This window comes from Agarivorans sp. QJM3NY_25 (genome assembly GCF_050870875.2).
GTDB lineage: Bacteria > Pseudomonadota > Gammaproteobacteria > Enterobacterales > Celerinatantimonadaceae > Agarivorans.
In genome coordinates, this window is sequence record NZ_CP194041.2 from 2,373,842 (window position 1) to 2,397,790 (window position 23,949).

Annotated in this window: 17 protein-coding genes; 12 read left to right on the forward strand and 5 right to left on the reverse strand. The window is 44.5% G+C overall.

Annotated elements, in window-relative coordinates:
* The first annotated feature begins 101 nt into the window (after positions 1 to 101).
* Both ACRRSW_RS10935 and ACRRSW_RS10940 read left to right on the forward strand, forming a co-directional pair.
* A complete protein-coding gene (locus tag ACRRSW_RS10935; RefSeq protein ID WP_432459348.1) occupies positions 102 to 2,126 on the forward strand; it encodes an FAD-dependent oxidoreductase in 2,025 nt (674 codons plus the stop codon).
* A 192-nt stretch (positions 2,127 to 2,318) separates the two neighbouring features.
* Positions 2,319 to 2,858, forward strand: a complete 540-nt coding sequence (locus ACRRSW_RS10940) for an NAD(P)H nitroreductase (RefSeq protein WP_432459349.1) — start codon at positions 2,319 to 2,321, stop codon at positions 2,856 to 2,858.
* Between the two features lie 212 nt (positions 2,859 to 3,070).
* Here the strand turns inward: ACRRSW_RS10940 and ACRRSW_RS10945 are convergent, their stop codons facing one another.
* Positions 3,071 to 3,754, reverse strand: a complete 684-nt coding sequence (locus ACRRSW_RS10945; protein ID WP_432453191.1) for a DUF3334 family protein — start codon at positions 3,752 to 3,754, stop codon at positions 3,071 to 3,073.
* 186 nt (positions 3,755 to 3,940) lie between these two features.
* Complete coding sequence (gene asnS, locus ACRRSW_RS10950) at positions 3,941 to 5,341, reverse strand: asparagine--tRNA ligase (RefSeq protein WP_432453190.1); 1,401 nt, start codon at positions 5,339 to 5,341, stop codon at positions 3,941 to 3,943.
* Positions 5,342 to 5,494: 153 nt separating this feature from the next.
* Between asnS and ACRRSW_RS10955 the strand changes: the two genes are divergently transcribed.
* Positions 5,495 to 5,863 (forward strand): hypothetical protein, encoded by a 369-nt coding sequence (locus ACRRSW_RS10955; RefSeq protein ID WP_432453189.1) that lies wholly within the window; start codon positions 5,495 to 5,497, stop codon positions 5,861 to 5,863.
* Positions 5,864 to 5,914: 51 nt separating this feature from the next.
* Here ACRRSW_RS10955 and bioA read toward each other — a convergent pair whose 3' ends face one another.
* The gene (bioA, locus tag ACRRSW_RS10960) at positions 5,915 to 7,201 is read right to left on the reverse strand and encodes an adenosylmethionine--8-amino-7-oxononanoate transaminase (RefSeq protein ID WP_432453188.1); all 1,287 of its coding nucleotides are present in this window, start codon (positions 7,199 to 7,201) and stop codon (positions 5,915 to 5,917) included.
* Positions 7,202 to 7,298: 97 nt separating this feature from the next.
* Here bioA and bioB point away from each other — a divergent pair, with 97 nt between their 5' ends.
* The 7 genes from bioB to ACRRSW_RS10995 all read left to right on the forward strand — a co-directional run bounded on the left by bioB (position 7,299) and on the right by ACRRSW_RS10995 (position 15,599).
* On the forward strand, positions 7,299 to 8,351 hold the full coding sequence (bioB, locus tag ACRRSW_RS10965; protein ID WP_432459350.1) for a biotin synthase BioB: 1,053 nt from the start codon (positions 7,299 to 7,301) through the stop codon (positions 8,349 to 8,351).
* Entirely contained in the window at positions 8,351 to 9,514 is a 1,164-nt protein-coding gene (gene bioF, locus ACRRSW_RS10970) for an 8-amino-7-oxononanoate synthase (RefSeq protein ID WP_432453186.1), read from the forward strand. The genes bioB and bioF overlap by 1 nt, the downstream gene beginning before the upstream one ends.
* On the forward strand, positions 9,511 to 10,281 hold the full coding sequence (bioC, locus tag ACRRSW_RS10975; protein ID WP_432453185.1) for a malonyl-ACP O-methyltransferase BioC: 771 nt from the start codon (positions 9,511 to 9,513) through the stop codon (positions 10,279 to 10,281). Before bioF ends, bioC begins: the two co-directional genes overlap by 4 nt.
* Positions 10,274 to 10,969, forward strand: coding sequence for a dethiobiotin synthase (gene bioD, locus ACRRSW_RS10980; RefSeq protein WP_432453184.1), 696 nt, complete (start codon positions 10,274 to 10,276; stop codon positions 10,967 to 10,969). The genes bioC and bioD overlap by 8 nt, the downstream gene beginning before the upstream one ends.
* 91 nt (positions 10,970 to 11,060) lie before the next feature.
* Positions 11,061 to 11,933, forward strand: coding sequence for a protease HtpX (gene htpX, locus ACRRSW_RS10985; protein ID WP_432453183.1), 873 nt, complete (start codon positions 11,061 to 11,063; stop codon positions 11,931 to 11,933).
* A gap of 275 nt (positions 11,934 to 12,208) precedes the next feature.
* A complete protein-coding gene (locus ACRRSW_RS10990) occupies positions 12,209 to 13,120 on the forward strand; it encodes an ABC transporter substrate-binding protein (protein ID WP_432453182.1) in 912 nt (303 codons plus the stop codon).
* On the forward strand, positions 13,113 to 15,599 hold the full coding sequence (locus tag ACRRSW_RS10995) for a putative bifunctional diguanylate cyclase/phosphodiesterase (protein ID WP_432459351.1): 2,487 nt from the start codon (positions 13,113 to 13,115) through the stop codon (positions 15,597 to 15,599). Before ACRRSW_RS10990 ends, ACRRSW_RS10995 begins: the two co-directional genes overlap by 8 nt.
* 23 nt (positions 15,600 to 15,622) lie before the next feature.
* Here ACRRSW_RS10995 and ACRRSW_RS11000 read toward each other — a convergent pair whose 3' ends face one another.
* Together ACRRSW_RS11000 and mobB are read right to left on the reverse strand one after the other, a co-directional pair.
* On the reverse strand, positions 15,623 to 17,761 hold the full coding sequence (locus ACRRSW_RS11000; protein WP_432453180.1) for an FAD-dependent oxidoreductase: 2,139 nt from the start codon (positions 17,759 to 17,761) through the stop codon (positions 15,623 to 15,625).
* A gap of 57 nt (positions 17,762 to 17,818) precedes the next feature.
* Positions 17,819 to 18,337, reverse strand: coding sequence for a molybdopterin-guanine dinucleotide biosynthesis protein B (gene mobB, locus ACRRSW_RS11005; protein WP_432459352.1), 519 nt, complete (start codon positions 18,335 to 18,337; stop codon positions 17,819 to 17,821).
* A 162-nt stretch (positions 18,338 to 18,499) separates the two neighbouring features.
* On the opposite strand from mobB, the gene tamA reads away from it, so the two are divergent.
* Both tamA and tamB read left to right on the forward strand, forming a co-directional pair.
* Entirely contained in the window at positions 18,500 to 20,194 is a 1,695-nt protein-coding gene (gene tamA / locus ACRRSW_RS11010) for an autotransporter assembly complex protein TamA (protein WP_432459353.1), read from the forward strand.
* Positions 20,191 to 23,931, forward strand: coding sequence for an autotransporter assembly complex protein TamB (tamB, locus tag ACRRSW_RS11015; RefSeq protein ID WP_432459355.1), 3,741 nt, complete (start codon positions 20,191 to 20,193; stop codon positions 23,929 to 23,931). Before tamA ends, tamB begins: the two co-directional genes overlap by 4 nt.
* The last annotated feature ends 18 nt before the right edge of the window (positions 23,932 to 23,949 follow it).

Here is a 23,949-nt window from a genome sequence, read left to right on the forward strand (position 1 = left end):
AGGCATCTTGAATTATTTAAACAAATGTTTGAAACGTGAGTTTACTTCCGATAATCTATTAACAGTTTAATAACATTAATCATCAAGTTGAGGTGCCAGAGATGACCAAATACCCGCACTTATTAGCGCCCCTGGATTTAGGTTTCACCCAGTTGTCTAGCCGTGTATTGATGGGCTCTATGCATACAGGCTTAGAGGAAGAGAAAGGCGGTTTTGCCAAACTTGCAGCCTTTTATGCGCAGAGAGCAAAGGGAGGTGTTGGTTTGATCGTCACTGGTGGGATTGCGCCAAACTTTCGCGGCCGATTAACGCCTAATGGTTGCCAGCTCAGTTTTCCATGGCAAATCAAAAAACATCGCCTCATCACCGAGGCAGTTCATCAACAGGGGGGAAAGATAGCACTGCAAATTTTGCATGCAGGCCGCTATGCTTATCATCCATTTTCGGTCAGTGCCAGTAAGATTAAAGCGCCAATTAACCCGTTTAAACCTAAGGCAATGAGCGAGCGACAAATATTGAGCACCATTAAAGATTTTGCAACTAGCGCGAAACTTGCTCAACGTGCTGGCTATGATGGTGTGGAAATTATGGGCTCGGAAGGTTATTTAATTAACCAGTTTATTTGCGCGCGAACCAACCAACGCAATGATAGCTGGGGTGGCAGCTATTGTAATCGTATCAAATTCGCGTTGGCGGTAGTGAAACAAACTCGGGATCTTGTGGGGCAAAATTTCATCATCATTTTTCGTTTATCGATGTTAGACCTGGTTGAAAAAGGCAGTACGTTAGAAGAAGTTATTCACTTAGCAAAAGCTTTGGAGCTGGCGGGGGTGACACTACTGAACACTGGTATTGGGTGGCACGAAGCCAGAGTGCCTACCATCGCGACGAGTGTGCCGCGTGGTGCGTTTTCTTGGGTGACGGAAAAAATAAAACAACACCTTAGTATTCCTTTGGTCGCGGTGAACCGAATTAATACACCCGAGATTGCTGAGAACATCTTAAGTTCTGGCCAAGCGGATATGGTATCGATGGCGAGACCTTTACTTGCCGATCCGTTGTTTGTACAAAAGGCTAAAGCGGATCAGTCTGAGCTGATTAATACTTGTATTGCGTGTAATCAAGCATGTTTAGATCATGTGTTTAAACAACGGCGCGCCAGTTGCTTGGTGAACCCGCAGGCATGTTACGAAACCGAGTTAACATTCTCCCCGGTGATGGAAGCTAAAAACATTGCGGTGGTGGGCGCGGGTCCGGCAGGATTAGCTTTTGCTTGTTATGCAGCACAACGCGGGCATCGAGTGACTATTTATGATGCGGCAGATCAGATTGGCGGGCAATTCAATTACGCAAAGCAGATCCCTGGTAAAGAAGAGTTCTATGAAACTTTGCGGTATTTTTCAAATCAGATTAAACATTTAGGGATAATTTTAAAGCTAAATACTAAGCTAGATTCGGCGATGCTGGCCCAGTTGTCGGTCGATGAAGTGGTGATCGCTACTGGGATTGTGCCGAGAACGCCGCCCATCGAAGGCATCGCGCATCCTAAGGTCTATAACTATTTAGATGTACTAAAGGATCATAAAACAGTAGGGGAGCGGGTTGCAATTATTGGGGCAGGTGGTATTGGTTTTGACGTGGCTGAGTATTTGGTGGAACAACAGCCGTCCTTAGCCACCAATCTTGATCGTTGGTTAGACAATTGGGGCATTGACTCTACTATGTCCAATGCTGGTGGCTTGAAAAAGGAGGTCTTAAAGCATCATCCTTTACGACAAGTTTTTCTGTGTCAGCGTAAGGCGAGCAGGGTCGGTAAAGGGCTTGGTAAGACCACTGGATGGATCCATCGTGAAAGTTTAAAGCAAAATGGGGTCACAATGCTTGCTGGGGTAGAATATCTCAAAATTGACGATCAGGGTTTACACATCAAAATCGATGGCGTGCAATCGGTATTGGAAGTTGATCATGTTGTGGTATGTGCAGGCCAAGAAAGTTTACGTTCGTTGCATGAAGAACTAAGCGCTTTAGGTCGTCATTCGCATCTGATTGGTGGGGCATTTTTGGCATCAGAACTTGATGCAAAAGCGGCTATTCGTCAAGGCGCTGAATTGGCCGCGATGATATAAGCAGTCATGCTGGTTATCTAGGCTTACACATCGATGAAGAGCAAGCAGTTTGTACCCCGCAAGCTATCGTTATAGCTACATTTTTGATTAATGTGGGCTTGTTAATCCTTTAGCTAACAAGGGGCAAGCAGCGCTTTACTTTTATGATATTTCAATCACAATGGTGTTACATTTTAACTCTTAAGGATCACAATGAACGCCTTAGACTTATTATTAGAGCGTCAGTCTTGTGCGCGTTTGGCCGCACCAGCTCCAGAGGGGGCTGAACTAGAAGTAATTTGGAATGCAGGTTTACGAGCGCCTGACCACGGTGGATTAACACCTTGGCGTTTCATCCATGTGAGTGGTGAAGGGCTCACTAGACTCTCCTCCATTTTTGAAAAAGCGGCGTTTGCCGAGCAAGCCGATGAAGAAAAAGCGAGAGCGATGCCTTTTCGAGCGCCGCTGATTACGATTGTGATCGCATCACCTAAATCGCATACCAAAGTTCCTGAGATAGAACAGGTGCTCTCTGCCGGTTGTGCTGTACAAGCAATGCAAATGGCAGCGCTTGCTCAAGGTTATAACGGAATATGGCGCACAGGAGCGATGGCTTATAGCTCAATTGTTAACGACGAATTGGGACTCGCTGAACAAGAGTCTATTGTTGGATTTTTGTATTTAGGCAGTCCCCAAGTAAAACCGAATAAACATAAACAGTTAGCCTTTAAAGATTATGTTAGCTGGCTTTAGTTTTCCCGGGGAATGTCATGTGGCTTGTTTATCGATTTCAAGACTTGCAGGGTTGCTTGATACAGAGACATTGATGGCTATTTGAAGTCGCGGGTTATTACGTTTTTTTATCGCATGACGGGTTACTTTCAGTCTAAACCTAAGTTACAGTTACTTCGGTTTAGACTGAAAAAATAGCGGTATCACTTAATCAATAGGTTCAGTCGACAGGCTTAAATACCGAGCTCATCGAGTAAATCTTGATCAATGGTTGCGGTCGCAGTGGCTATACTGGCTTGTTCTGATTTTTTATCGAGAGCAGCTTGCTCAATTAGTGCATCAGGATCAACATCATCTTCTGTTTCAAATTCATGCAACTTAATGAACTCAGTTTTGTCCATCGCCAACTCCAAGTAAAAGATGTTATTTTTTGCGGTGGTAAAGGTTACTCGGCGAGCTTGTGGGCGATCCAAGTTGGTATCGATAGAAATTAATACCTGTTTGTTTAACGCTAACATTTTGGGTTGATTCTGGGTGAGCGAAGTTTGCAATTCTTTGCCGATCACTCCGGTAAAGTAGCCAACCATCTGATTCATCAACTCACCCATAACATTTCCCACTTCGTCGGCTGTATGTTGTTGTGCTAGTTCTGACTCAGGGATCCCCATATGCAACATGTAATTTCTATAAATCTCCATGGCAGCAGGAGCGGTAAAATTAATTACCACTAAACCAGAGAATCCACCATCGAATAACACAAAACAACCAATGTCGGGTTTTAAACAGGTTTTGTTAATTTTTTGCACCATCGCTGAGAATCTAATGTCACTGGCGGTCGCCTTACTTAAGACATTGGTGACGGAATTACAGAGGGTTAATAATACATCTTCAGTGGTGACAACTTTCAATCTTTTCATGTAGATCCTTCTTAAAATCGCAATGACTTTTACATTATTAATGCGCCTAAGTATGGATGATGAGTCGGGTGCTGTATAGTTTTGTTTATCCTCTATGAGGACTCAATCAAGCTCATGCTTAACAAAGTAGGTACAAAAAAGCCCCAGTCTTTGGGGCTTTTCAAATAACCAATCATACCTGAGAGTTTAGTACTCTGCGTTTTTAGGTGCGCGTGGAAAAGGAATTACATCGCGAATATTGGTCATACCGGTAACATAAGAGACTAAACGTTCAAAACCTAAACCAAAGCCTGAGTGCGGCACAGTCCCGTAACGACGTAGATCGCGATACCAAGAGTAGTCATCTTTATCTAAGCCCAGCTCAGCGAGGCGTTTATCGAGCACGTCTAAACGCTCTTCGCGCTGACTACCACCAATTATCTCACCAATGCCTGGTGCTAATACATCCATCGCCGCAACAGTTTTGCCATCGTCATTTTGGCGCATGTAGAAGGCCTTAATGTCTTTGGGATAGTTTTTGACGACCACCGGAGCTTTGAAGTGTTCTTCGGCTAAGTAGCGTTCGTGTTCTGAAGACATATCGATGCCCCATTCTACGTCGAATTCAAACTTGCGACCGGAATCGATTAGAATTTGAATTGCGTCGCTGTAATCGACCTGCGCGAAATCTGCTTCAACAAAATTTTGTAGGCGACTCACGGCTTGTTTGTTGACCCGCTGGGCAAAGAAATTCATATCATCCATGCGCTCGTCCAATACCGCTTTAAATACATACTTAAGCATATCTTCGGCGAGTTTGGCGGCATCGTTTAAATCGGCAAAGGCGACTTCTGGTTCAACCATCCAAAATTCGGCCAAATGGCGACTGGTATTCGAATTTTCAGCGCGAAACGTCGGTCCGAAGGTGTAGACCTTGGATAATGCACAGGCGTAGGTTTCCACATTTAATTGACCGGATACCGTAAGAAAAGTCTCTTTACCAAAGAAGTCTTGTTGGTAATCGATTTCGCCTTTGTCATCTAAAGGTAAGTTGTTCATGTCTAGCGTGGATACGCGGAACATTTCACCTGCACCTTCAGTATCACTACCAGTAATGATTGGGGTGCTTACCCACATATAACCCTGCTGATGATAGAAGCGGTGAATCGCTTGCGCCAAACAGTTTCGGACTCGAGTCACGGCACCAATTACATTGGTGCGTGGTCGTAGGTGGGCATGTTCACGAAGATATTCAATACTGTGGCGTTTGGCTGACATTGGGTAACTATCGGGATTTTCAACCCAACCCAGCACTTCAACTTGCTCGGCCTGGATTTCAAAGGACTGGCCTTGTCCGGGGGATTCTACCACTTCACCACTAACCATTACCGAACAACCTGCGGTAAGCTTTAACACATCATTCTCGTAATTAGATAGAGTATTGGGAGCGACCGCCTGAATTGCCTCAAAACATGAGCCATCGTGAATGGCTAAAAAAGAAAGACCAGCTTTAGAATCGCGGCGAGTGCGGATCCACCCTTTGATAGTAACTTGTTGACCAACGCTGAATTTACCACTCAATACGTCTGTCACTGAAGAATGCGTCATAGCAAACAATTGCTCCAATCTGATAGTGCTAAAATTATAAGGGAACCAATGTTACTTGGTGAGGCCAAAGACTCAAGTAAAAATTGATAAAACATTAGAAATCGCTATGTTATCTTAATTAAACTGCTGAGTATTCAGAATATAGGTAAGCGAATGCCAAAAAAACGAATCGAGCGAAGAAAGGGCCCTGACGGCTTACAAAAATTATTTGTGCTGTTTTCTTTGTTAGCTTGGGGGGCTTTCTTGGCAGCTCTCATCGTTTATCACTACGCTCGTCCGGAAATAGCCTATTCGGCATTTCAACCTAATGATGGGGTGGGTTACCGTGATCACTGGCAAGAAAACCTGCGAACGGTGTTTGTTTATTTGTTGTGGACTTGTTGTGGGATTACTCTGACCACGATCGGCTTCAATTGGAGTCGATCCCGCCGCAAGGGGGATCATTTCATTATTAACATGGGCTTATTAGCTTTGATCGTGTTAACCACTTTGTTTGCATACTACTTAAATGTTTTTTCTTAGTATTGTAGCGCCTTGTCCTTCAAGTTATCGCCAACCAAAGACCCTACTTAGTTAGTCATGTCTTGTATCAAGTTCAGCTAACGCAGTATAGATAGCATGGCATAATTTGCTGAGTTGTTGGGCACTGATCACGTAGGGCGGCATGATGTAGACTAATTTTCCAAAAGGTCTGATCCATACTCCAAGTTCAACAAATTTGGCCTGAATATCAGCGACATTTACCGCCATCTCAGTTTCCACGACCCCGATCGCGCCTAATACCCGAACATCGGCCACCGCGTTAAGCTGTTGGCAAATCGCTAACTGTTTTTTTAGTTGCTGTTCGATAGCCGCGACCTGTTGTTGCCATGGCCCATTTTGGAGTCGGTCGATACTGGCGCAGGCAACGGCACAGGCGAGGGGATTTCCCATAAATGTCGGACCATGCATAAATACACCAGCCTCGCCACTACAGATGGTGTTGGCAATGGTTTTGCTGGTGAGAGTGGCGGCCAAACTCATATAGCCTCCAGTAAGTCCCTTACCTAAACAAAGTATGTCAGGCGCAATATCGGCATGTTCACAGGCAAACAGTTTACCAGTACGGCCAAACCCGGTTGCGATTTCATCGGCAATCAACAGTAATCCGTAGTGGTCGCAAAGACGCCTTAGTTGTTTTAAATACTGAGGATGGTAAATTCGCATCCCTCCTGCACCTTGTACAATGGGCTCGATAATTACCGCGGCGATTTGTGAGTGGTGGGCGTCTAACATCTGTTGCATCGGTATAAAATCTTTTGGATCCCATGCTTGATCAAAGCGAGTTTGTGGTGCAGCGCAAAATAGATGTTCAGGCAGGAAACCTTGATAAAGCTGATGCATGCCGCCTTGCGGATCGCATACTGACATAGCGCCAAATGTATCGCCATGGTAACCGTGACGAATAGTGGCAAACTTAGTCCGTTTTTGGCCTTTAGCATGCCAGTACTGCAAGGCCATTTTCAAGGCCACTTCCACCGCGACGGATCCCGAATCGCTAATAAAAACCTGTTCTAAGGATGCTGGTGTTAAGTCGACTAAACGCTTGGCAAGCTCTACCGCGGGTTGATGAGTTAAACCACCAAACATCACGTGTGACATTTTAGCTAATTGCTCGCTGGCGGCTTGATCTAACTCTTTGACTTGATACCCGTGAATGCAGGCCCACCAAGAAGCCATGCCATCAACCAAACGTCGGCCGTCTTCGAGTTCAATTTCACAGCCGGATGCTGACGCCACCGCATAACAGGGCAGAGGAGCAATTGATGAGGTGTAAGGATGCCAAAGATGGTCTTGATCGAACTGAATATCTGTGCTCATTATTTAACCGTTAGTAAAGTTTTGGGTAATTTGAAGTTGACAGCTGGCTGGCTGTGGATAGACTAGCCGAATACTCTATTTAATGAAAGTTTTAGTTATGACTCAAACACTTCGCCATGATTGGACTGTTAACGAAGTTAATGCGCTGTTTTCGCTGCCATTTAATGATCTGATGTTTCAAGCTCAATGTGTACATCGAGCTAATTTTGACCCAAACCAGGTTCAAGTTTCTACTTTGCTATCGATTAAAACTGGTGCTTGTCCAGAAGATTGCAAGTATTGCCCACAGAGTGCTCACCACAAGACCGATCTAAAAACAGAACGTCTATTGGAAGTTGAGCATGTCCTTAAAGAAGCCGAAAAAGCCAAGGCGAATGGTTCAACTCGGTTTTGTATGGGCGCTGCTTGGAAAAACCCGAAACAGCGGGATATGCCTTACCTCGTCAAAATGGTTGAGGGCGTCAAACAGATGGGAATGGAAACTTGTATGACGCTGGGTATGCTAGAAAAACAACAGGCTGAACGCTTAGCCGAAGCTGGTTTAGATTACTACAACCATAATCTCGATACTTCGCGCGAGTTTTATCAAGAAATTATTACCACTCGTACCTATGATCAGCGCCTAGATACTTTAGAACATGTGCGCTCTGCCGGCATGAAAGTCTGTTCTGGTGGCATTATGGGAATGGGAGAAACCGCCACCGATCGCAGTGCTTTGTTAGTGCAACTGGCGAATCTACCGAGTCATCCCGAAAGTGTACCCATCAATATGTTGGTAAAAGTCAAGGGAACCTTGTTGGAAGATGTTGAAGACATGGACCAGTTTGACTTTATTCGTTGCATCGCTGTCGCTCGAATAATGATGCCGCGCTCTCATGTTCGCTTATCGGCTGGTCGCGAGGAAATGAATCAACAGGTTCAGGCACTTTGTTTTATGGCGGGCGCAAACTCCATTTTTTATGGTTGTAAGTTATTAACCACACCAAATCCAGATGAAAACCAAGATTTACAGTTGTTTAATAAATTGGGCATTCGCCCAGAATCGGCAGAACTCAAGCATGGCACCGAAGAACAAGAGCAAGATCTGTATCAGTCTTTGATTCAACAACAGAATCAAGCCGATAATGCTTTCTTTTATGATGCCTCTTAATGGCTTTCGAGTTTATTCATCAGCAAGTCCAGCAACGTAAAGTTAAACAACTGGTGCGCGAGCGATTTTGCCTCGGTAGCGGCCAGGGTCGCTTCATTCAGGTTTCTGATCAGCAATATTTAAATTTCTCCAGTAATGATTACTTGGGGTTGTCGCAACATCCCAAGGTTATTGCCGGCTGGAAGAACGCAGCTGATCAGTACGGAACGGGCAGTGGTGGCTCACCTTTGGTGACCGGGTATCAATTACCACATCATCAACTCGAACAGGCTTTATGTGAGTGGCAGGGAAAAGCTGCGGCTTTATTATTTAGCAGTGGATTTAGCGCGAATCAGGGGATCATTAAAGCTTTGCTCAGTAAGCAAGACTTGTTGTTGCAAGATAAATTGAATCATGCATCGTTAATGGAAGCAGGGAGTTTATCCGCTGCTCAGTTTAAACGTTTTACGCATAATTCGACGGAACGTTTGCAAACCTTACTGGCTAGCCGTAAGGCGAATAATTGCTTAGTGATCACCGAGGGTGTATTTAGCATGGATGGGGATCAAGCCCCGTTAAATGCAATCAGCCGTCTATGTAAGCAGCATGATGCTTGGCTAATGGTCGATGATGCCCATGGCGTGGGTTGTCTCGGTGATCAAGGGCGAGGCAGTATTCAAGATGCAGACTTAGCAGCAGATGACATTCAATTGCAAATGTTAACCTTTGGTAAGGCCTTAGGGGTCTCTGGTGCGGCGGTGTTATGTGATAGTTCGGTGCGAGATTATCTGATTAATTTTGATCGCAGTTATATCTACTCTACCGCAATGCCAGCAGCACAAGCTGCAGCCGTCACTGAAGCTATCGCAGTGCTGCAAACTGAACCGGAATTTCAAGAAACGCTACACCAAAATATCCGATTATTTAAAAATCTTGGCAGAGATTTAGGCTTACCCTTGCTTGAGTCAGATACGGCAATTCAACCGATTATTTTAGGTTCAAGTGAGCGCGCTTTATGGATCAGCGAGCAACTCAAGTTGCGTGGCTTTTGGGTCAGTGCAATACGTCCACCAACTGTTCCGGTAAATACGGCTCGGTTGAGAGTGACCTTAAGTAGCTCTCATCGGGCTGATGATATCTCTCGTTTATTGGACACTTTGGTTGATTTATTAAGAATTGAATGATGAATATTGATAAGCAGCAGGTTGCTCGGCATTTTTCCAAAGCCGTGATTAGCTATAATGATTTTGCGCAGTTGCAAAGAGATATAGGCGATAATTTATTGATGCATCTGCCTAAAACACCGACCTCTCGGGCACTTGATTTAGGCTGCGGTACTGGCCATTTTGCGCACAAGCTGCAAGCGACAGCATCGCAAGTTGTGGGCATCGATCTCTCGTTCGCAATGGCGCAATACGCACAACAACAGAACCATAATTTTTATGCCATGGTTTGTGATGCGGAATGTATTAGTTTGAGCGACCAAAGTGTAGACATTGTATTTTCGAATTTAGCCCTGCAATGGTGTAATAACTTAAGTCGTGCGCTCCGCGAGATCAAACGAATTTTACGTCCAGGCGGGATCTGTGTTTTTTCGTCATTACTTGATGGTACTTTGTGGGAACTTAAACAAGCTTGGTGTGAAATTGACGATACCCCCCATGTAAATCAATTTATGGCTGAAAATTGCCTATATGAGCAAATCCGTTTGGCGGGGTTTGCTGATCCGCAGGTGCAAACTGAGACCCGTACTTTGTGGTACCCCGATGTTTTTGCCTTGTTGGCTGAATTAAAGGGAATTGGTGCTAACTATGTGGTTGATGCAAAACAAGGCTTAAATACCGCCGCAAAGCTACGTCAATTAGCGAAAGTTTACCAACAGCAATTTGCTCAGAAAAACCAGGTGAGTGCCACTTATCAAGTGTGTTATGGAGTACTGATCAATGATTAAAAGTGTGTTTATTACCGGCACCGATACCGAAGTGGGTAAAACCCTCGTGAGTTGCGCTTTGATGCTGGCCTTACAACGCCAGAATACACAGCTAGTGGTGAATGGTTTCAAGCCGTTAGCAGCAGGAGCGGAACAGGGGCCAGATGGTTTGAATAATGAAGATGGTTTGGCTATTCAACAATACACTTCGTTGCCTTTAAGCTACCAACAGGTTAACCCCGTGACACTACAACAGGCCATTGCACCACATATTGCCGCCCGTTTGGAGAATGCGCCGATTGATATTGCGGCTATGGACAGCGGTTTAGATTTACTACAAGCGCAATCAGACATTTTGTTGGTTGAGGGGGCTGGGGGGTGGCATGTTCCGCTTGACGATCAGCAAGCCACATTCTCACAATGGGTTGTCAAACACCAGCTTCCGGTGATCTTGGTGGTTGGCGTGAAGCTCGGCTGTCTGAATCATGCCTTGCTAACGGTAGAGGCAATTAAGGCTAGCGGTGTAAAATTATTGGCATGGGTTGCCAATCATTTGAGTGATGATTCTGAGATAGCGACGCTAAATATTGAGTATTTAAAAAATGCCATTACGGCACCTTGCATCGCAACCATTCCTTATAAAACAAAGGTAAATCCTGAATTAATAGAAAACTATTTTGATTTGAGGGTTTTTCATGGCGCAATATAAAGTGGAAATTATTTGTTAAACTATTGAAAAATGTGAGCCATACCCCATATATTATGGTGTAGTATTTTCCCATATAAGATAGAGGCAAACGATGAAACGTATATTGTTGTTTTTAGCGACGAACTTAGCCGTAGTATTGATACTTGGTATCGTTATGAACATCGTGTTTTCGGCTTTGGGGATCTCTACCCGAAGTGTCGGTGGTTTGTTGGTGATGGCTGCCATTTTTGGTTTTGGTGGCTCAATTATCTCTTTATTGATGTCTAAGTGGATGGCGAAGCGATCGACTGGCGCACAAGTCATTGGTGCCCCACGCAACGAAACCGAAGCGTGGTTAATCAATACTGTAGCGCGTCAAGCTAAGGCTGCTGGGATCGGCATGCCGGAGGTCGCGATTTACCATGCTCCAGACATGAATGCTTTTGCGACTGGCGCTAAACGTAACGCTGCCTTGGTGGCAGTGAGTAGTGGTTTACTAGAAAACATGAGTCGAGACGAAGTGGAAGCGGTTCTCGCCCATGAAATTAGTCACGTGGCTAATGGGGACATGGTGACCTTAACGTTAATTCAAGGGGTGGTGAATACCTTTGTTATTTTCTTAGCGCGGATTATCGCAAATGTGATTAGCTCGACGATGAGCAACAATAATCAAAATGGTCAAGGTTTAGGTATGTTTGCCTACATGGCGACGGTGTTCGTACTCGAAATGGTATTTGGCATCTTGGCCAGTGTCATCGTGATGTGGTTTTCTCGCCAACGAGAATATCGCGCCGATGAGGGTTCGGCTAAGTTGGTTGGTAAACAGAAAATGATTCGTGCCTTACAACGCTTAGGTGGAAGTCGAGAACCTGAAATGGAAGGTTCGTTGATGGCTTTTGGAATTAACGGTAAACGTTCAATGAGTGAATTATTGTTAAGCCATCCGCCCTTAGAAAAACGTATTGCGGCACTTCGCGCTCTCTAATTTGACTAATTATTCATGTTTTTTTGATAAAGCGCCGCATGTGAGGCGCTTTTTTTGACTAGGAACTCATTCTTGAACTGTAAACTTTTAAGTTCGTAATGTTTACTGAAAATTTTAAATAGATTGCTTCCTTTTTACGATTGAGCCAAGCAGAATGGTTGCTTCTGTTTTACTAAATACTCAGGATGAGTTCATAACAAGCTAGGGATATGAGCGTTAACTTACCTTCGATTAACCAGATTCGGTACTTGCTTATACTATTTATGGCAAGTGTTATGGCAGCTTGCCAAGCACCAGCTCAAACTCTGCGCGTTGCGGTGTCGCCTTGGCTCGGCTTTGAATCAATTTATCTCGCTCAGCAACTTGCTTATCCAGGTTTTGACCAATATAGCCTAAACGAATTAACCACTCCCAGTCATGTAATGCATGCTCTTAAAAGTGGGCAAGTGGATGCTGGCTTTTTGAGCCTTACCGAAGTCATTAGTTTATTGGCCGAGCGTGTTGATATTACAGTTGTGGCAGTGATCGACCGCAGCGTTGGTGGTGATGCGCTTATCACACAGCAGCCGATTCGTGATATTGATTCTTTAAAAGGGCAGCGAATTGGCTACGAAAGTCTATCGGTGGCTTCACTGGTGATGGACGATTGGCTCAGAGATAGTGCTTTAAAAGCCGAAGACTTTGTGTTGGTAGAAGCAAAACTAGATGAGCAATTAGCTTTGTTTCGTAAAGGGGAAATTAGCGCAGTGATGACTTCTGGTCCATTGCAGAGCCGCTTAGTCGATAACCTTTCGGCAAACGTTTTATATCAAAGTGCCGCTCATGGACAGCCTTATTATCGAGTGTTGGTGGTTCGTAATGAAGTATTAAAACAGCAACATCAGCATATTCTTAGTTTGCTTGATAACTTTTATTCTGCCAGCTCTTGGTTAGAACAACATTCTCGGGAAGGCTTTAAATTAATTGCCAAGCGAACTCAGCTTTATAGCAAAGAAGTTAAACAAGCCTATAGTAAGATCCAAGTCCTGAATGCTCAGCAAAGTGCTGCCTTATATTCAGATCAATCTATTCTCAAACATGCTCACCTTAAGGCGCAGCGTATGGCTGAGCTCGAGTTAATTCACCGAATTCCTGATTTATCTAATAATTTTTCGAGTGAATGGTTGATGGAGTTAACCGGTGTTTAGATTAAAGAGGATCTCTCTTAGCGTTGTAATTCCAAGTTTTGCACTGGTTTTGTTACTGATTGCTCAAGGTCTACTGTTGCTTGGAACACTTAACCAACAGCATCAACAATTGGCGACTCAAGCGACCCAACGTCTACTCAATATTGGTTATCAGCTACAGCAAAGTTTGTCTGATAGTTTGTCGCGTCATCAATGGGATATTGCCGAACGTCAAATTAGCTTAGTGTCTTTAAACCAACATTTAGATTCACTGCAGGTGATTGATCCTCAAGGTTTGGTTCAATTGTCTAACCATCGTTCCGAAAAAAATGTGTTTGCGGCTGACAATAACAATTATTTTAATGCTGAGATGTTCGCTCAAGTCAAACAGCAGCGCACTCCTATCAGCCAAATATTACCGCAACAGTGGCAGGTGAATTTGTATTTCCCCTTAGATATGGGCCCTCGGGAAGATAGTTTACGCCGAGCAGAGCAGGGCGCAATTTTCTTTAGTTTTAATCTTAAAGATAGCTGGTTGGTGCAGCGTCAAATCATTTTTGATCAGGCGATTAAAAGTTTTAGTTATATGGCGATTGCGATGCTGTTGTTGGTATCAATGTTAAGTCGCGTGCTGGTCAATCCATTGAATAAATTGGTCGGTAAAACCACCCAAATACAAACCCATAATAGCACTTCGATTATTGCGAATAGTCAAGGAGAGCTCGGTGCCTTAGAACTTGCCATTAGTAAAATGGCTGAGGGGATCCACTGTAGTTTTGCTCAGTTGCAACGTAGTGAGCAACGCTGGCAGTTTGCGTTGAATGGCTCGGGTGATGGGATTTGGGATTGGAATTTATTAAGTAATACGGTCTATTACTCCCCCCAATGGAAGTCTATGTTGGGTTACCAAGATGGACAGATTGGCGAAAAGATAGAAGAGTGGGAGTCGCGAATTCATCCTGAAGACTTAGATAAAACTTTGAATGAGTTACGAAAACACCTAAAAAAGAACACCAAAGTTTATGAAGCGATGCACCGGATTAAACATAAAGACGGGCATTATCTTTGGGTCTTATCAAGAGGTATGGTCGTTGAGCGCACAGAACGGGATTTGCCTTCTCGAGTGATCAGTACTCAAACAAATATTTCTGAGGTTCGTTCTGCGCAAGAGTTAGTGCGCTTTCAATCTTCCCATGATGATATTACACGCTTATCTAATCGGCGAAAATTGATTGAAAATCTTGATTTGGAAATTGAGCGTGGACGCCGAAGTAATCAAATTGGTGCCTTGATTTATTTGGATATCGATCATTTTAAAAACGTTAACGATATGCTGGGGCATGCCGCCGGTGATTTACTATTGAGGCTGATTGCTCATCGTTTAAGGGAAGGGCGTAATAGTGGAGAAACAGTGGCTCGTTTAGGGGGCGATGAATTTGCTTTACTGGTGCCCAACTTATCTAGTGACCGTGAACAAGCGAAGGCAAAAGCTTCAGAGTTAGCAGTACATTTAGCTAAGGTGATCCATAAAGAGTTTGTGATTAAAGGGAATCAAATTAGCCTTAACTTAACGACTGGCGTCGCTCTATTTCCTAATCTCGACAGCAATGCCACAGAAATTCTTCGCCAAGCCGATATTGCGCTGTATCACGGCAAAGACTTGGCGCGTTCTAGTGTGCATGTATTCTCCGCGAAAATGGCAGATGAGATCCAAGAGCGGCATCAGCTTACGAGCATGATGCGTGAAGCGGTAGAAAAAGAAGATATGGTCGCCTATTTTCAACCGCGTTATAACGCTAATTATGAAATGGTTGGCGCAGAAACTTTATTGCGTTGGTTTGATTCTAAAATGGGTTGGATTTCGCCGGGTCGGTTTATTCCTCTGGCGGAAGAGAGTGGATTGATTGTATTACTTGGTCAATGGGTGATGCGCAGCGCCTGTGAAACCTTAAAAACTTGGCAAGATCGCGGTTTACCCGATAATTTTAAAACCTTATCGATTAACGTCAGTCCTAATCAATTCCATCGCGATAGCTTTATCAAAGAAACCTTAGATATTATTCAGCGTTCTGGCTGTGACCCTCGACTGATTGAATTGGAGATCACCGAAGGGGTACTCGTGGACGATGTTCAGGAAACGGTGGCCAAAATACAAGCGCTGCGTGATATTGGGGTACGCTTTTCGGTGGATGATTTTGGTACCGGATACTCTTCTTTGGCCTATTTAAATAAATTGCCAATTAACTGTCTTAAAATTGATAAGTCTTTTGTGAGTGAACTGCATAGTGGTGGCAGCGAGTGTGCGATTATTACCACGATTATCTCAATGGCTGAGAACTTAGCGCTTGAAGTTATTGCGGAAGGTGTCGAAACTGAGTATCAGCTGGAATTCTTAAAATATCGTCGCTGCACGGTTTATCAAGGCTTCTATTTCAGTGAAGCACTTGAGCCAGAAATCTTTGAAGATCGTTTGTTTATAGATCAGGCTGAAACCGCCTGATCTGATGGTGCGGTTTTTGAAGCTTAAGCCCCTCGATTCCATCGATGATATCTCTCCAATAGACTGAGTAATTTTTGCGGTGCATGATTTCGTTTCCATTCACCGGCGACATATTTATTGGCTTCCATGAGCGTTGGATAAGCATGAATAGTTGACAGTATTTTGTTCAAGCCTAGCTTATGTTTCATAGCGAGGGTAAATTCGGCTAATAGTTCACCTGCATGTTCAGCGACAATGGTTGCACCTAAGATTTTATCTTTGCCGGGAACCGTAAGTACCTTAATAAAACCTTGAGTTTCACCGTCTGCAATTGCGCGGTCTAATTCTTTTAGCTGAAATAGACTAATTTCATAAGCAATTTGTTGCTGTTTTGCTTGCTGTTCGTTGAGTCCAACACGGGCTACTTCAGGATAGCTATAGGTTGCGGCAGGGATCACCGAGTAATCTGCGGCAAAGGTTTTAAAGCGGCCAAACAGTGCATTTACTGCTGCATACCATGCTTGATGAGCTGCAAAATGGGTAAATTGATAGGGACCTGCGACATCTCCCACGGCATAGATGTTCGGATAATTAGTCTGTAGTTTGCGGTTGACTGCTATGGTGCCCTGTGGCGCGAGCAATAAGTCTAGCGCTTCAAGGCCAAAGCCTCGGGTATTCGCGGTTCTGCCTAGGGCTAAAATAACTTTATCAAATACCAGTTGTTGTTGCTGTCCATCTTTTTCTAAGATGACGCTTTGTTCGCCGTTATGTTGGATAAATTGGGTCGCTTTCCACCCCAAGTACAAGTGGATACCTTCTTTGGTAAATTGTTGTTCGATGATAACACTGACTTCAGGATCTTCACGAAGCAATAAATGCTCGCCCATTTCAACTTGACTTACCTGTGAACCGAGCCGAGCAAAACTTTGGCTGAGCTCGCAGCCAATTGGACCTCCGCCCAAGATTAATAAGCGCTGCGGCAATTCAGTTAACTTCCATAAGGTATCAGAGCTGAGATAGTCGATGTTTTCTAAGCCTGCAATTGCAGGAATCAGTGGGCGGGCCCCCGTCGCTATCACAAGGTTTTTTGTGGTGAGCCGCTGCCCATTTATTTCAACCTCCCATGGGCTAACAATGCGAGCTTCTCCCTGTAAACACTCAACGCCCAAATTTGTGTAACGTTCGATGGAATCATGCGGTTCGACTTGTTTTATGACTCTGTGGACTCGCTGCATGACTTCTGCAAAATTTGCCTTGGCGGTTACTTGTTGATAGCCAAAGTGCTGCGCCTGTTGCGCTTGGTATGCAAACTTGGCGCTACGGATTAACGCTTTGGAGGGGACGCAACCGGTATTTAAGCAGTCGCCTCCCATTTTATGTTTTTCGATTAGAGTCACTTTCGCTTTAACTGCTGCTGCAATATAAGAACTCACTAAACCACCAGCACCAGCACCAATCACGATGAGGTTATTGTCAAATTGCTTGGGTTTGGCAAAGCGAGCGTATAGTCGTTGCTGTTTATAACGCTTGATCAAAGCTTGGCTGATATAGGGCAGTAAACCAAGCAGGCTAAACGCCAATATTAGAGAAGGGGATAATATCCCGGCTAAGCCATCTAATTTAGCCAGTTCAGTGCCAGCATTTACATAGACAAGAGTTGCCGGAAACATGCCGACTTGGCTCGCCCAGTAAAAAGTACGCAAGGGCAAGGTCGTGAGTGCCATCACTAAGTTGATTAAAAAAAATGGGAAAATAGGAATCAAACGTAAACTAAGTAAATAAAAGGCTCCTTCCTTTTCAATGCCTTGATTGATTCCTTTTAATTTGTGGGTATAACGGCGTTCTAAACTGGTTCTTAATAGATAGCGGGCCACGATAAAAGCAAGGCTTGCTCCGATGGTGCTGGCAAATGACACGAGGATCACTCCATTGACCACGCCAAATAAGGCGCCGGCTAATAGCGTTAATAACGCCGCGCCGGGAACCGAAAAGGCAGTCACTAAAACATAAAGCAGAAAATAGCCAAGCAAAGACCAGGTGTAATGTTGCTCAACGATGGTTTGTAATTCTGCTTGTTGCTGCTTAATCGTGGAAAAGCTCAACCATTGCCCTAGGTCAAACCAGCTTGCTGTTGCTATAATCAAGGCAAGGATGACAACTACAACCCATTTATTTTTATTCATATTTTGCTCTATGGTAAGTGCTTATCCCTAATAGACCCTTAACTGAATGATATTCTTTCACTCGGATATTTGGCTGAGATAATCAATAATAAAATCTAGAACCTGCGATGCTTGGTTTAAATCAAGTACTGGCAAAGGTGCATTAAGGGCCTCATTGCAGCTTAGGGCAATAATATTGGGGTCGTTAGGGTAGAGTAGCGCTTTACCGAGTGCCGGACGATGAACTTCAATTTTATCGATGTTACTTTCCCGATAGCCTTCCACCAAAACCAAATCACATTGTTGCCATTGTACCCATTGTAGTTGCTGTTCTAGCTGCTCGCTCTGATGCTGCTGACTAAAGTGATAACGTTGCTGAGGACAAGCTAGAATGACTTCGTTGGCACCACTGTTAAATAAACGATGACTGTCTTTACCGGGTTTATCTAAAAGGATTTCATGGTGACTGTGTTTTATCACGGAGACTCGCAAATCTCGTTGCTTTAACAAAGGTAATAGCTGGCAGAGTAAACTGGTTTTTCCACTGCCACTATAACCCGCCAAGCCTAACACTGGTTTGGGCCATTTTTGTCTCATTGAACCTGTCCTGAAAGGGTTTCGATCTAGCTTAGCGAGGCGGAGGATACTTTTCGAGTTTAATTTCTGTCGGAATTTACCATTCACTTTCGATAAGTAGTTTTAAACTGCTTAAAAAACATTAAACTGAGCGCTGCATAAAACTTAATAAGGAATGTTGGCTTGCTTGGTCGTTTATTGCCGATAATTGTTGTGATGATTGCCTTTTCGGTAAAAGCGCTAGACTTTGACTATCAAGGACTCGATGGTTCACTGAAAGACAATGTGAAGGTTTACCTTGAGGCGCAAACTTTCCCCGAGAATAGTAGTGATCGACGCATCATCAGCGCCAGTACTGAACAAACTAGAAATGCTTTACGTGCTTTAGGTTATTACCAAAGTAAAATTTTGGTAAGCCGAACCGATGAGGGGCGATTTTTGGTGGCGGTAGAGGTGGGAAAACCGTTGCTGGTCAATCAATTGAACATTAATTTAACTGGTGCTGCAACGCGAGATAGTCGTTTTAAAAAAGTAATTGTAAACAGTGGATTGGTAAAGGGGCTGTCGTTTTCTCATGTTGCTTACGATAACTTGAAAGCAGAGTTAAATCGTCTGGCTTCTCGTTATGGCTATTTTGATGCGGCTTATAGCCAGGCTGAGATTAAAATTAGTATCAAGCAGAATACTGCCGATATTTTTCTGAGTTACGACTCTGGTCCGCGTTACCATTTTGGCGATATTATTTTTTCCAATCCTGATTTACCTCAGCAAATGTTTGCCAATCTTGCTGATTTTAAGCAAGAGGATAAATATGATGCAAAAAAGGTGGGCCAATTTAATCAGCGTTTAGGGGAAACTGACTATTTTCAGCTGATTTCGGTGCGACCGGATCTGGATAATCGTCATGATCAACAGATTGATCTGTTGGTTGACTTGGGCTTGAAGCCCAGAGACTCTATTGAAGTGGGAGGCGGGATCACCACCGACATAGGACCTCGAGTTCGTTTGAAATGGAATCGACCTTGGGTCAATGACAAGGGCCATAGTCTTAGCTTTGAGCTGGAAGCTGCCCAACCGAAGCAGAGTGCATTGTTTGTTTACCGTATTCCTATGAACAATCCGGTGGATGATTATCTCGATATCCAAGCGGGATATCTGCTTGAAAAAACCAATGATACTGAGAGTGACAAGATTGTGATTTCTACCACCCGCCAATGGAGTTGGGATAATGGTTGGACTCCGTCGGTTTTTGTAAAATGGCAACATGAAGAATATGTACAGGCCAATCAACAATCGGTTAGTAATTTGGTATTACCTGGGGTTAATTGGGCTAGGCTGCGCACTCGAGGCGGTCTTGACCCTTATTGGGGAGATAATCTACAAGCCAGTATTGAAGTTGGACACCCTTACTGGGGTTCTGATGTTGAGTTGCTGCGGTATACCTCGTTAGCCAAATGGTTACGCGCATATCAAAAGCATCGTTTGTTATTGCGTGTGGATTTAGGTGGGGTGTTAGTCGACAACCTCAGTGACGTTCCAGCCTCGATGCGCTTTTTTGCCGGTGGAGACCAAAGTATCCGTGGTTATGATTACAAAACCATTTCGCCTACAAATAACCAAGGCCAGTTGATTGGGGGAAAATACCTAGTCACTGGTAGTGCTGAATACAATTACCAATTTGCCAAGAATTGGCGAGTCGCCACTTTTGTTGACGCAGGTACCGCAACGAATGACTTTTCTGAGCCAACATCTGTTGGGGTTGGCATGGGGATCCGCTGGATCACTTTAATCGGTCCTTTACGTGTCGATATCGCTAAGGGTTTGCAAAATGAATCCGATCCCTGGAGATTGCATTTCTCTATAGGTCCCGATTTATGATCTTTAAATGTATTAAGTTTGTGGTCATCGCCGTGAGTGCGGTGCTTTTTAGTTTGATTATTGCGCTATCATTTAGTCCAAGTACCGAGTGGTTGTTAGTGCAAGTGTCGAAGGCCGTCGATGGTTTAACGATCCTTCAGCCTCAGGGCAATTTCTATCAAGGTATTCAAGCTCGGCAAGTGGTTTGGCAGCAACCAGGTTTGACTGTACAGTTAAACCAGCTCAAGCTTGGCTTTGATTGGGTGTGCATTAGTCAAACCCAGCTCTGTATCGATCACTTGGATACAAGCCGTATTAGGCTTGATCTTGATTCCGAGGTGATGGCGGCTAGCGTGTCGACCACTGAGCCTGCACCAAGCACTTCGCCAATATGGACGCCGCCAGTTCCTTTTGTTTTACAGCGATTGAATGCAGGAGATGCCTTACTCAATCTAGACGGGGTCGCGCTTAGCTGGCATCAGTTGGATTTGCGGGCAAACTGGCAGCACCAGACGATCGAGCTTGAGCAATTATTGCTAGAGCAATGGGCAGTCGTTCTGCCAGAATCTCAGCTTAATACTACTTCAATTCAGCCAAATAGCTCGCCGCTCCCCGATACATTGACAATATCATTACCCGATATTAGCCCGCCTTATCAGGTGAATGTGAAGCAACTTCGTTTTAGTCAGGGGCGGGTCAATGACGGTCAGAATGACTACCTGTTTCCTGAGTTGACACTCGCCGCGACAGTCGGTTTTTCATCGGTAGATATTCAGGCGCTGCACTTACTTAGCCCTTGGGGCGAGTTAGACCTGAGTGGTCGTCAGGGTTTTCAAGCGAGTTTTGCTTCACAATTAATCGGCTCTTGGAAGATGCAAGTAGAGCAGCAACCACTTGACATCGAATTTTCGTTACACGGCGACGGTACTGATTTAGTCAGCGATATTCACAGTCGTGGTTGGTTGGCCGCAGAGCTACAGTTACAGAGCGCTTGGCTTAAGCCAAATATTCCTTTCCAATTAGACGCCAAGTTGCAACAGAAATTTCCATTATTGTCCGAGCAACTTTCACTGGCCAGTTTCAAGCTTCATGCCGAAGGCGGACTCAAGCAGTATCATTTACAATGGCAAAGTGAGCTTTCGGGTTTACAGGACTTGTGGCTAAACGGGAAAGTGACAGGAAATTTGAGCCAAATAGACCAATTTTCAATGCTTGGTGAATTGTTGGATGCGCCGCCGGAAAATTCGTCAACAGTGGCGCCAGAATCGACAGCGAAGCCTAAATCTCTGGGCGGGTTTCAGTTACAAGGTTCGGCATCCTGGCAAGCTCAGTTGCAAGCCAACGTTTCGCTCAATATAGAGCAATTAGCGCTTCATCATTGGTTGGCCCTAAGTGAAGAGTTTGCATTACCTAAAATAGATGGCAAGCTCAACGCGCAGCTCAGTGAGCAACAATGGCAAGTCTCTCAAGCCGATTTTACTGGCCTTTGGTTTGAGCTACCATTAAGCGCATCATTAACGGCTGAGGGAAACCTGAAGGGGCAAACTAACCAAGGCCATTTAGACTTGCGTTTAGGCCACAGTCAATTACTTGCCGACGCAAATCTTGTCGGTGATAAACTACGCTTGAACAGTACTCTAGATACTCCCCAGTTGGCAGAACTGCCTTGGTTGAGTGGGGGGCGCGCAGGCCTAAATTTAAAACTGAAAGGGCCGCTTAATCAGCCTTTCATCGATTGGTCCTTGCAAGCCGATGATATTGAAACTAAGCAGCTTGGTCTCGATTCACTCAGTAGTAAAGGTCAGTTGAATTTAGACTCGGGTTTGACGGGAAAATTTGGTTTGAATTTGTCCCGATTGACGTTAGCAGAGCAGGTAATTGACAATGCCAGTATCAACTATAGTAGTGACAAAAGTCATCAGCAGTTAGCCCTTAAGCTTGAGCAAGTTGCTCGTAAATTAAGTATGTTATTGCAGGGTCAAGGAGATTTGCAGCAATGGAATGGGCAAGTCAGTGATGCTGATATAGAAGCGGAGCTGGGGACTTGGTCTTTGTCTCAGCCGATTGATTTAACCTTGGTTGAGGGAATAGCCACCGTTGGTGCTCATTGCTGGAGTAAGCGACCGAGCCAGTTGTGTTTGAACGCGCCCTTAAGCAGTGATGGGAATAGTACACTCGATTTAAGTATTGAACAGTTCGATTTTGCCAGCCTTAAATTGTTTATGCCGGAAGGACTAGCATTAGAAGGCCGCGCCTCCTTGCACCTCGATTCTAGCTTGAATCGATGGCGACCAAAAAAAGGGAAACTTAAGCTCAAATTTTCACCGGGTCGCATGCTACGGCATCAAGAAAATGAAAATTTAAGTTTGGCGTATCAACAACTGGATCTGAGCGCGGATCTCGAAAACCAGCGCTTACGTTGGCAAGCACGCTTGTCATCGGAGCAATTAGGAACGATTCGCTCTCAGGGGAATGCCGATTTGCTACGTGATGGTGAGCTTGCAGCCGAGCTTCGCTTAGAAGATCTGCAGCTATCTCCCTTGTTACCTTTTGTTGAAGCGTTGAATCATTTGTCAGGCCAGGTGAATGGAACTGTGAGCGTCGCGGGCAAACTTAAATCACCGAAGTTGCAGGGAGAAATTAATCTTGTCGAGGGAGTACTCAGTGGCCCCGATATTCCTTTAACGATAGAGCAGCTGCAAAGTCGTCTGATTTTTAATAATCAAACGGCAAGTTTAAATGGCAGTTTTCGTAGCGACGGCCGAGATGCAACTTGGCAAGGTCAATTTACATGGCCAAATGACAAATTACTCGGAGACATCGACTTTACCGCCGATAAACTGTTAGTCAATGTTGATCCTTATGCAAACCTTGTTGTTTCGCCAAATATAACGGTGGCCATTAGCGATAGTTTGATAGCCGTTGGTGGCACGGTTAGGGCGGATGAAGGCGAAATAAAAGTGAAGTCTTTACCTGAATCAGCGGTAACTGAGTCAAGTGATGCGATTGTGATGGAAGAGCAGAGTGAGACTCCGACCACCAAGCATACCTCTTTGGATGTGACGGTTACCTTGTCCGATAGTTTGAGTTTACAAGCCCTTGGATTAGATACTCGCTTGCAGGGGCAGTTAAATTTGAAACAACAGCCCACAGAGCCTTTGATTGCAAATGGACGGATCGAACTCGTTGACGGTAAGTTTATGGCTTATGGTCAAAACCTCATCATAGAGAAGGGGTGGTTAATGTTCACCGGGCCTTTAGATCAACCTTACTTAGATTTTCAAGCTATTCGAAATCCCGCCACAATTTCGGACGATGTTACGGTGGGCGTCAAGGTTGTTGGTTTGGCCGATGCGCCTCAAGTCAACTTATACTCTGATCCTGCGATGTCGCAGAATGAAATGTTGTCATATTTGTTACGTGGACGTGCGTTAGGCGATAACGAACAAGATAGTAATGCTCTCTCTGCAATGCTGTTGAGCGCTGGTGTTAATCGTGCTGGTGGTTTGGTTGGCAATGTTGGGAATACTCTGGGGGTTAAAGATTTGTCCTTAGCGACAGCAGGCTCTGGTAGCGCAACTCAGGTTGAGGTGAGCGCATATATCTTACCCGGAGTGCAGGTGCGTTATGGGATGGGAGTATTTGATCCGGTGAATGAGTTGACCGTGAAGTATGAGCTATTACCGAAGTTGTTTATTGAAGCCTTCTCTGGCCTAAATAGTGCCTTGGACATCTATTATGAGTTTCATTTGGAGTAAAAAACAAACGGGATCCAA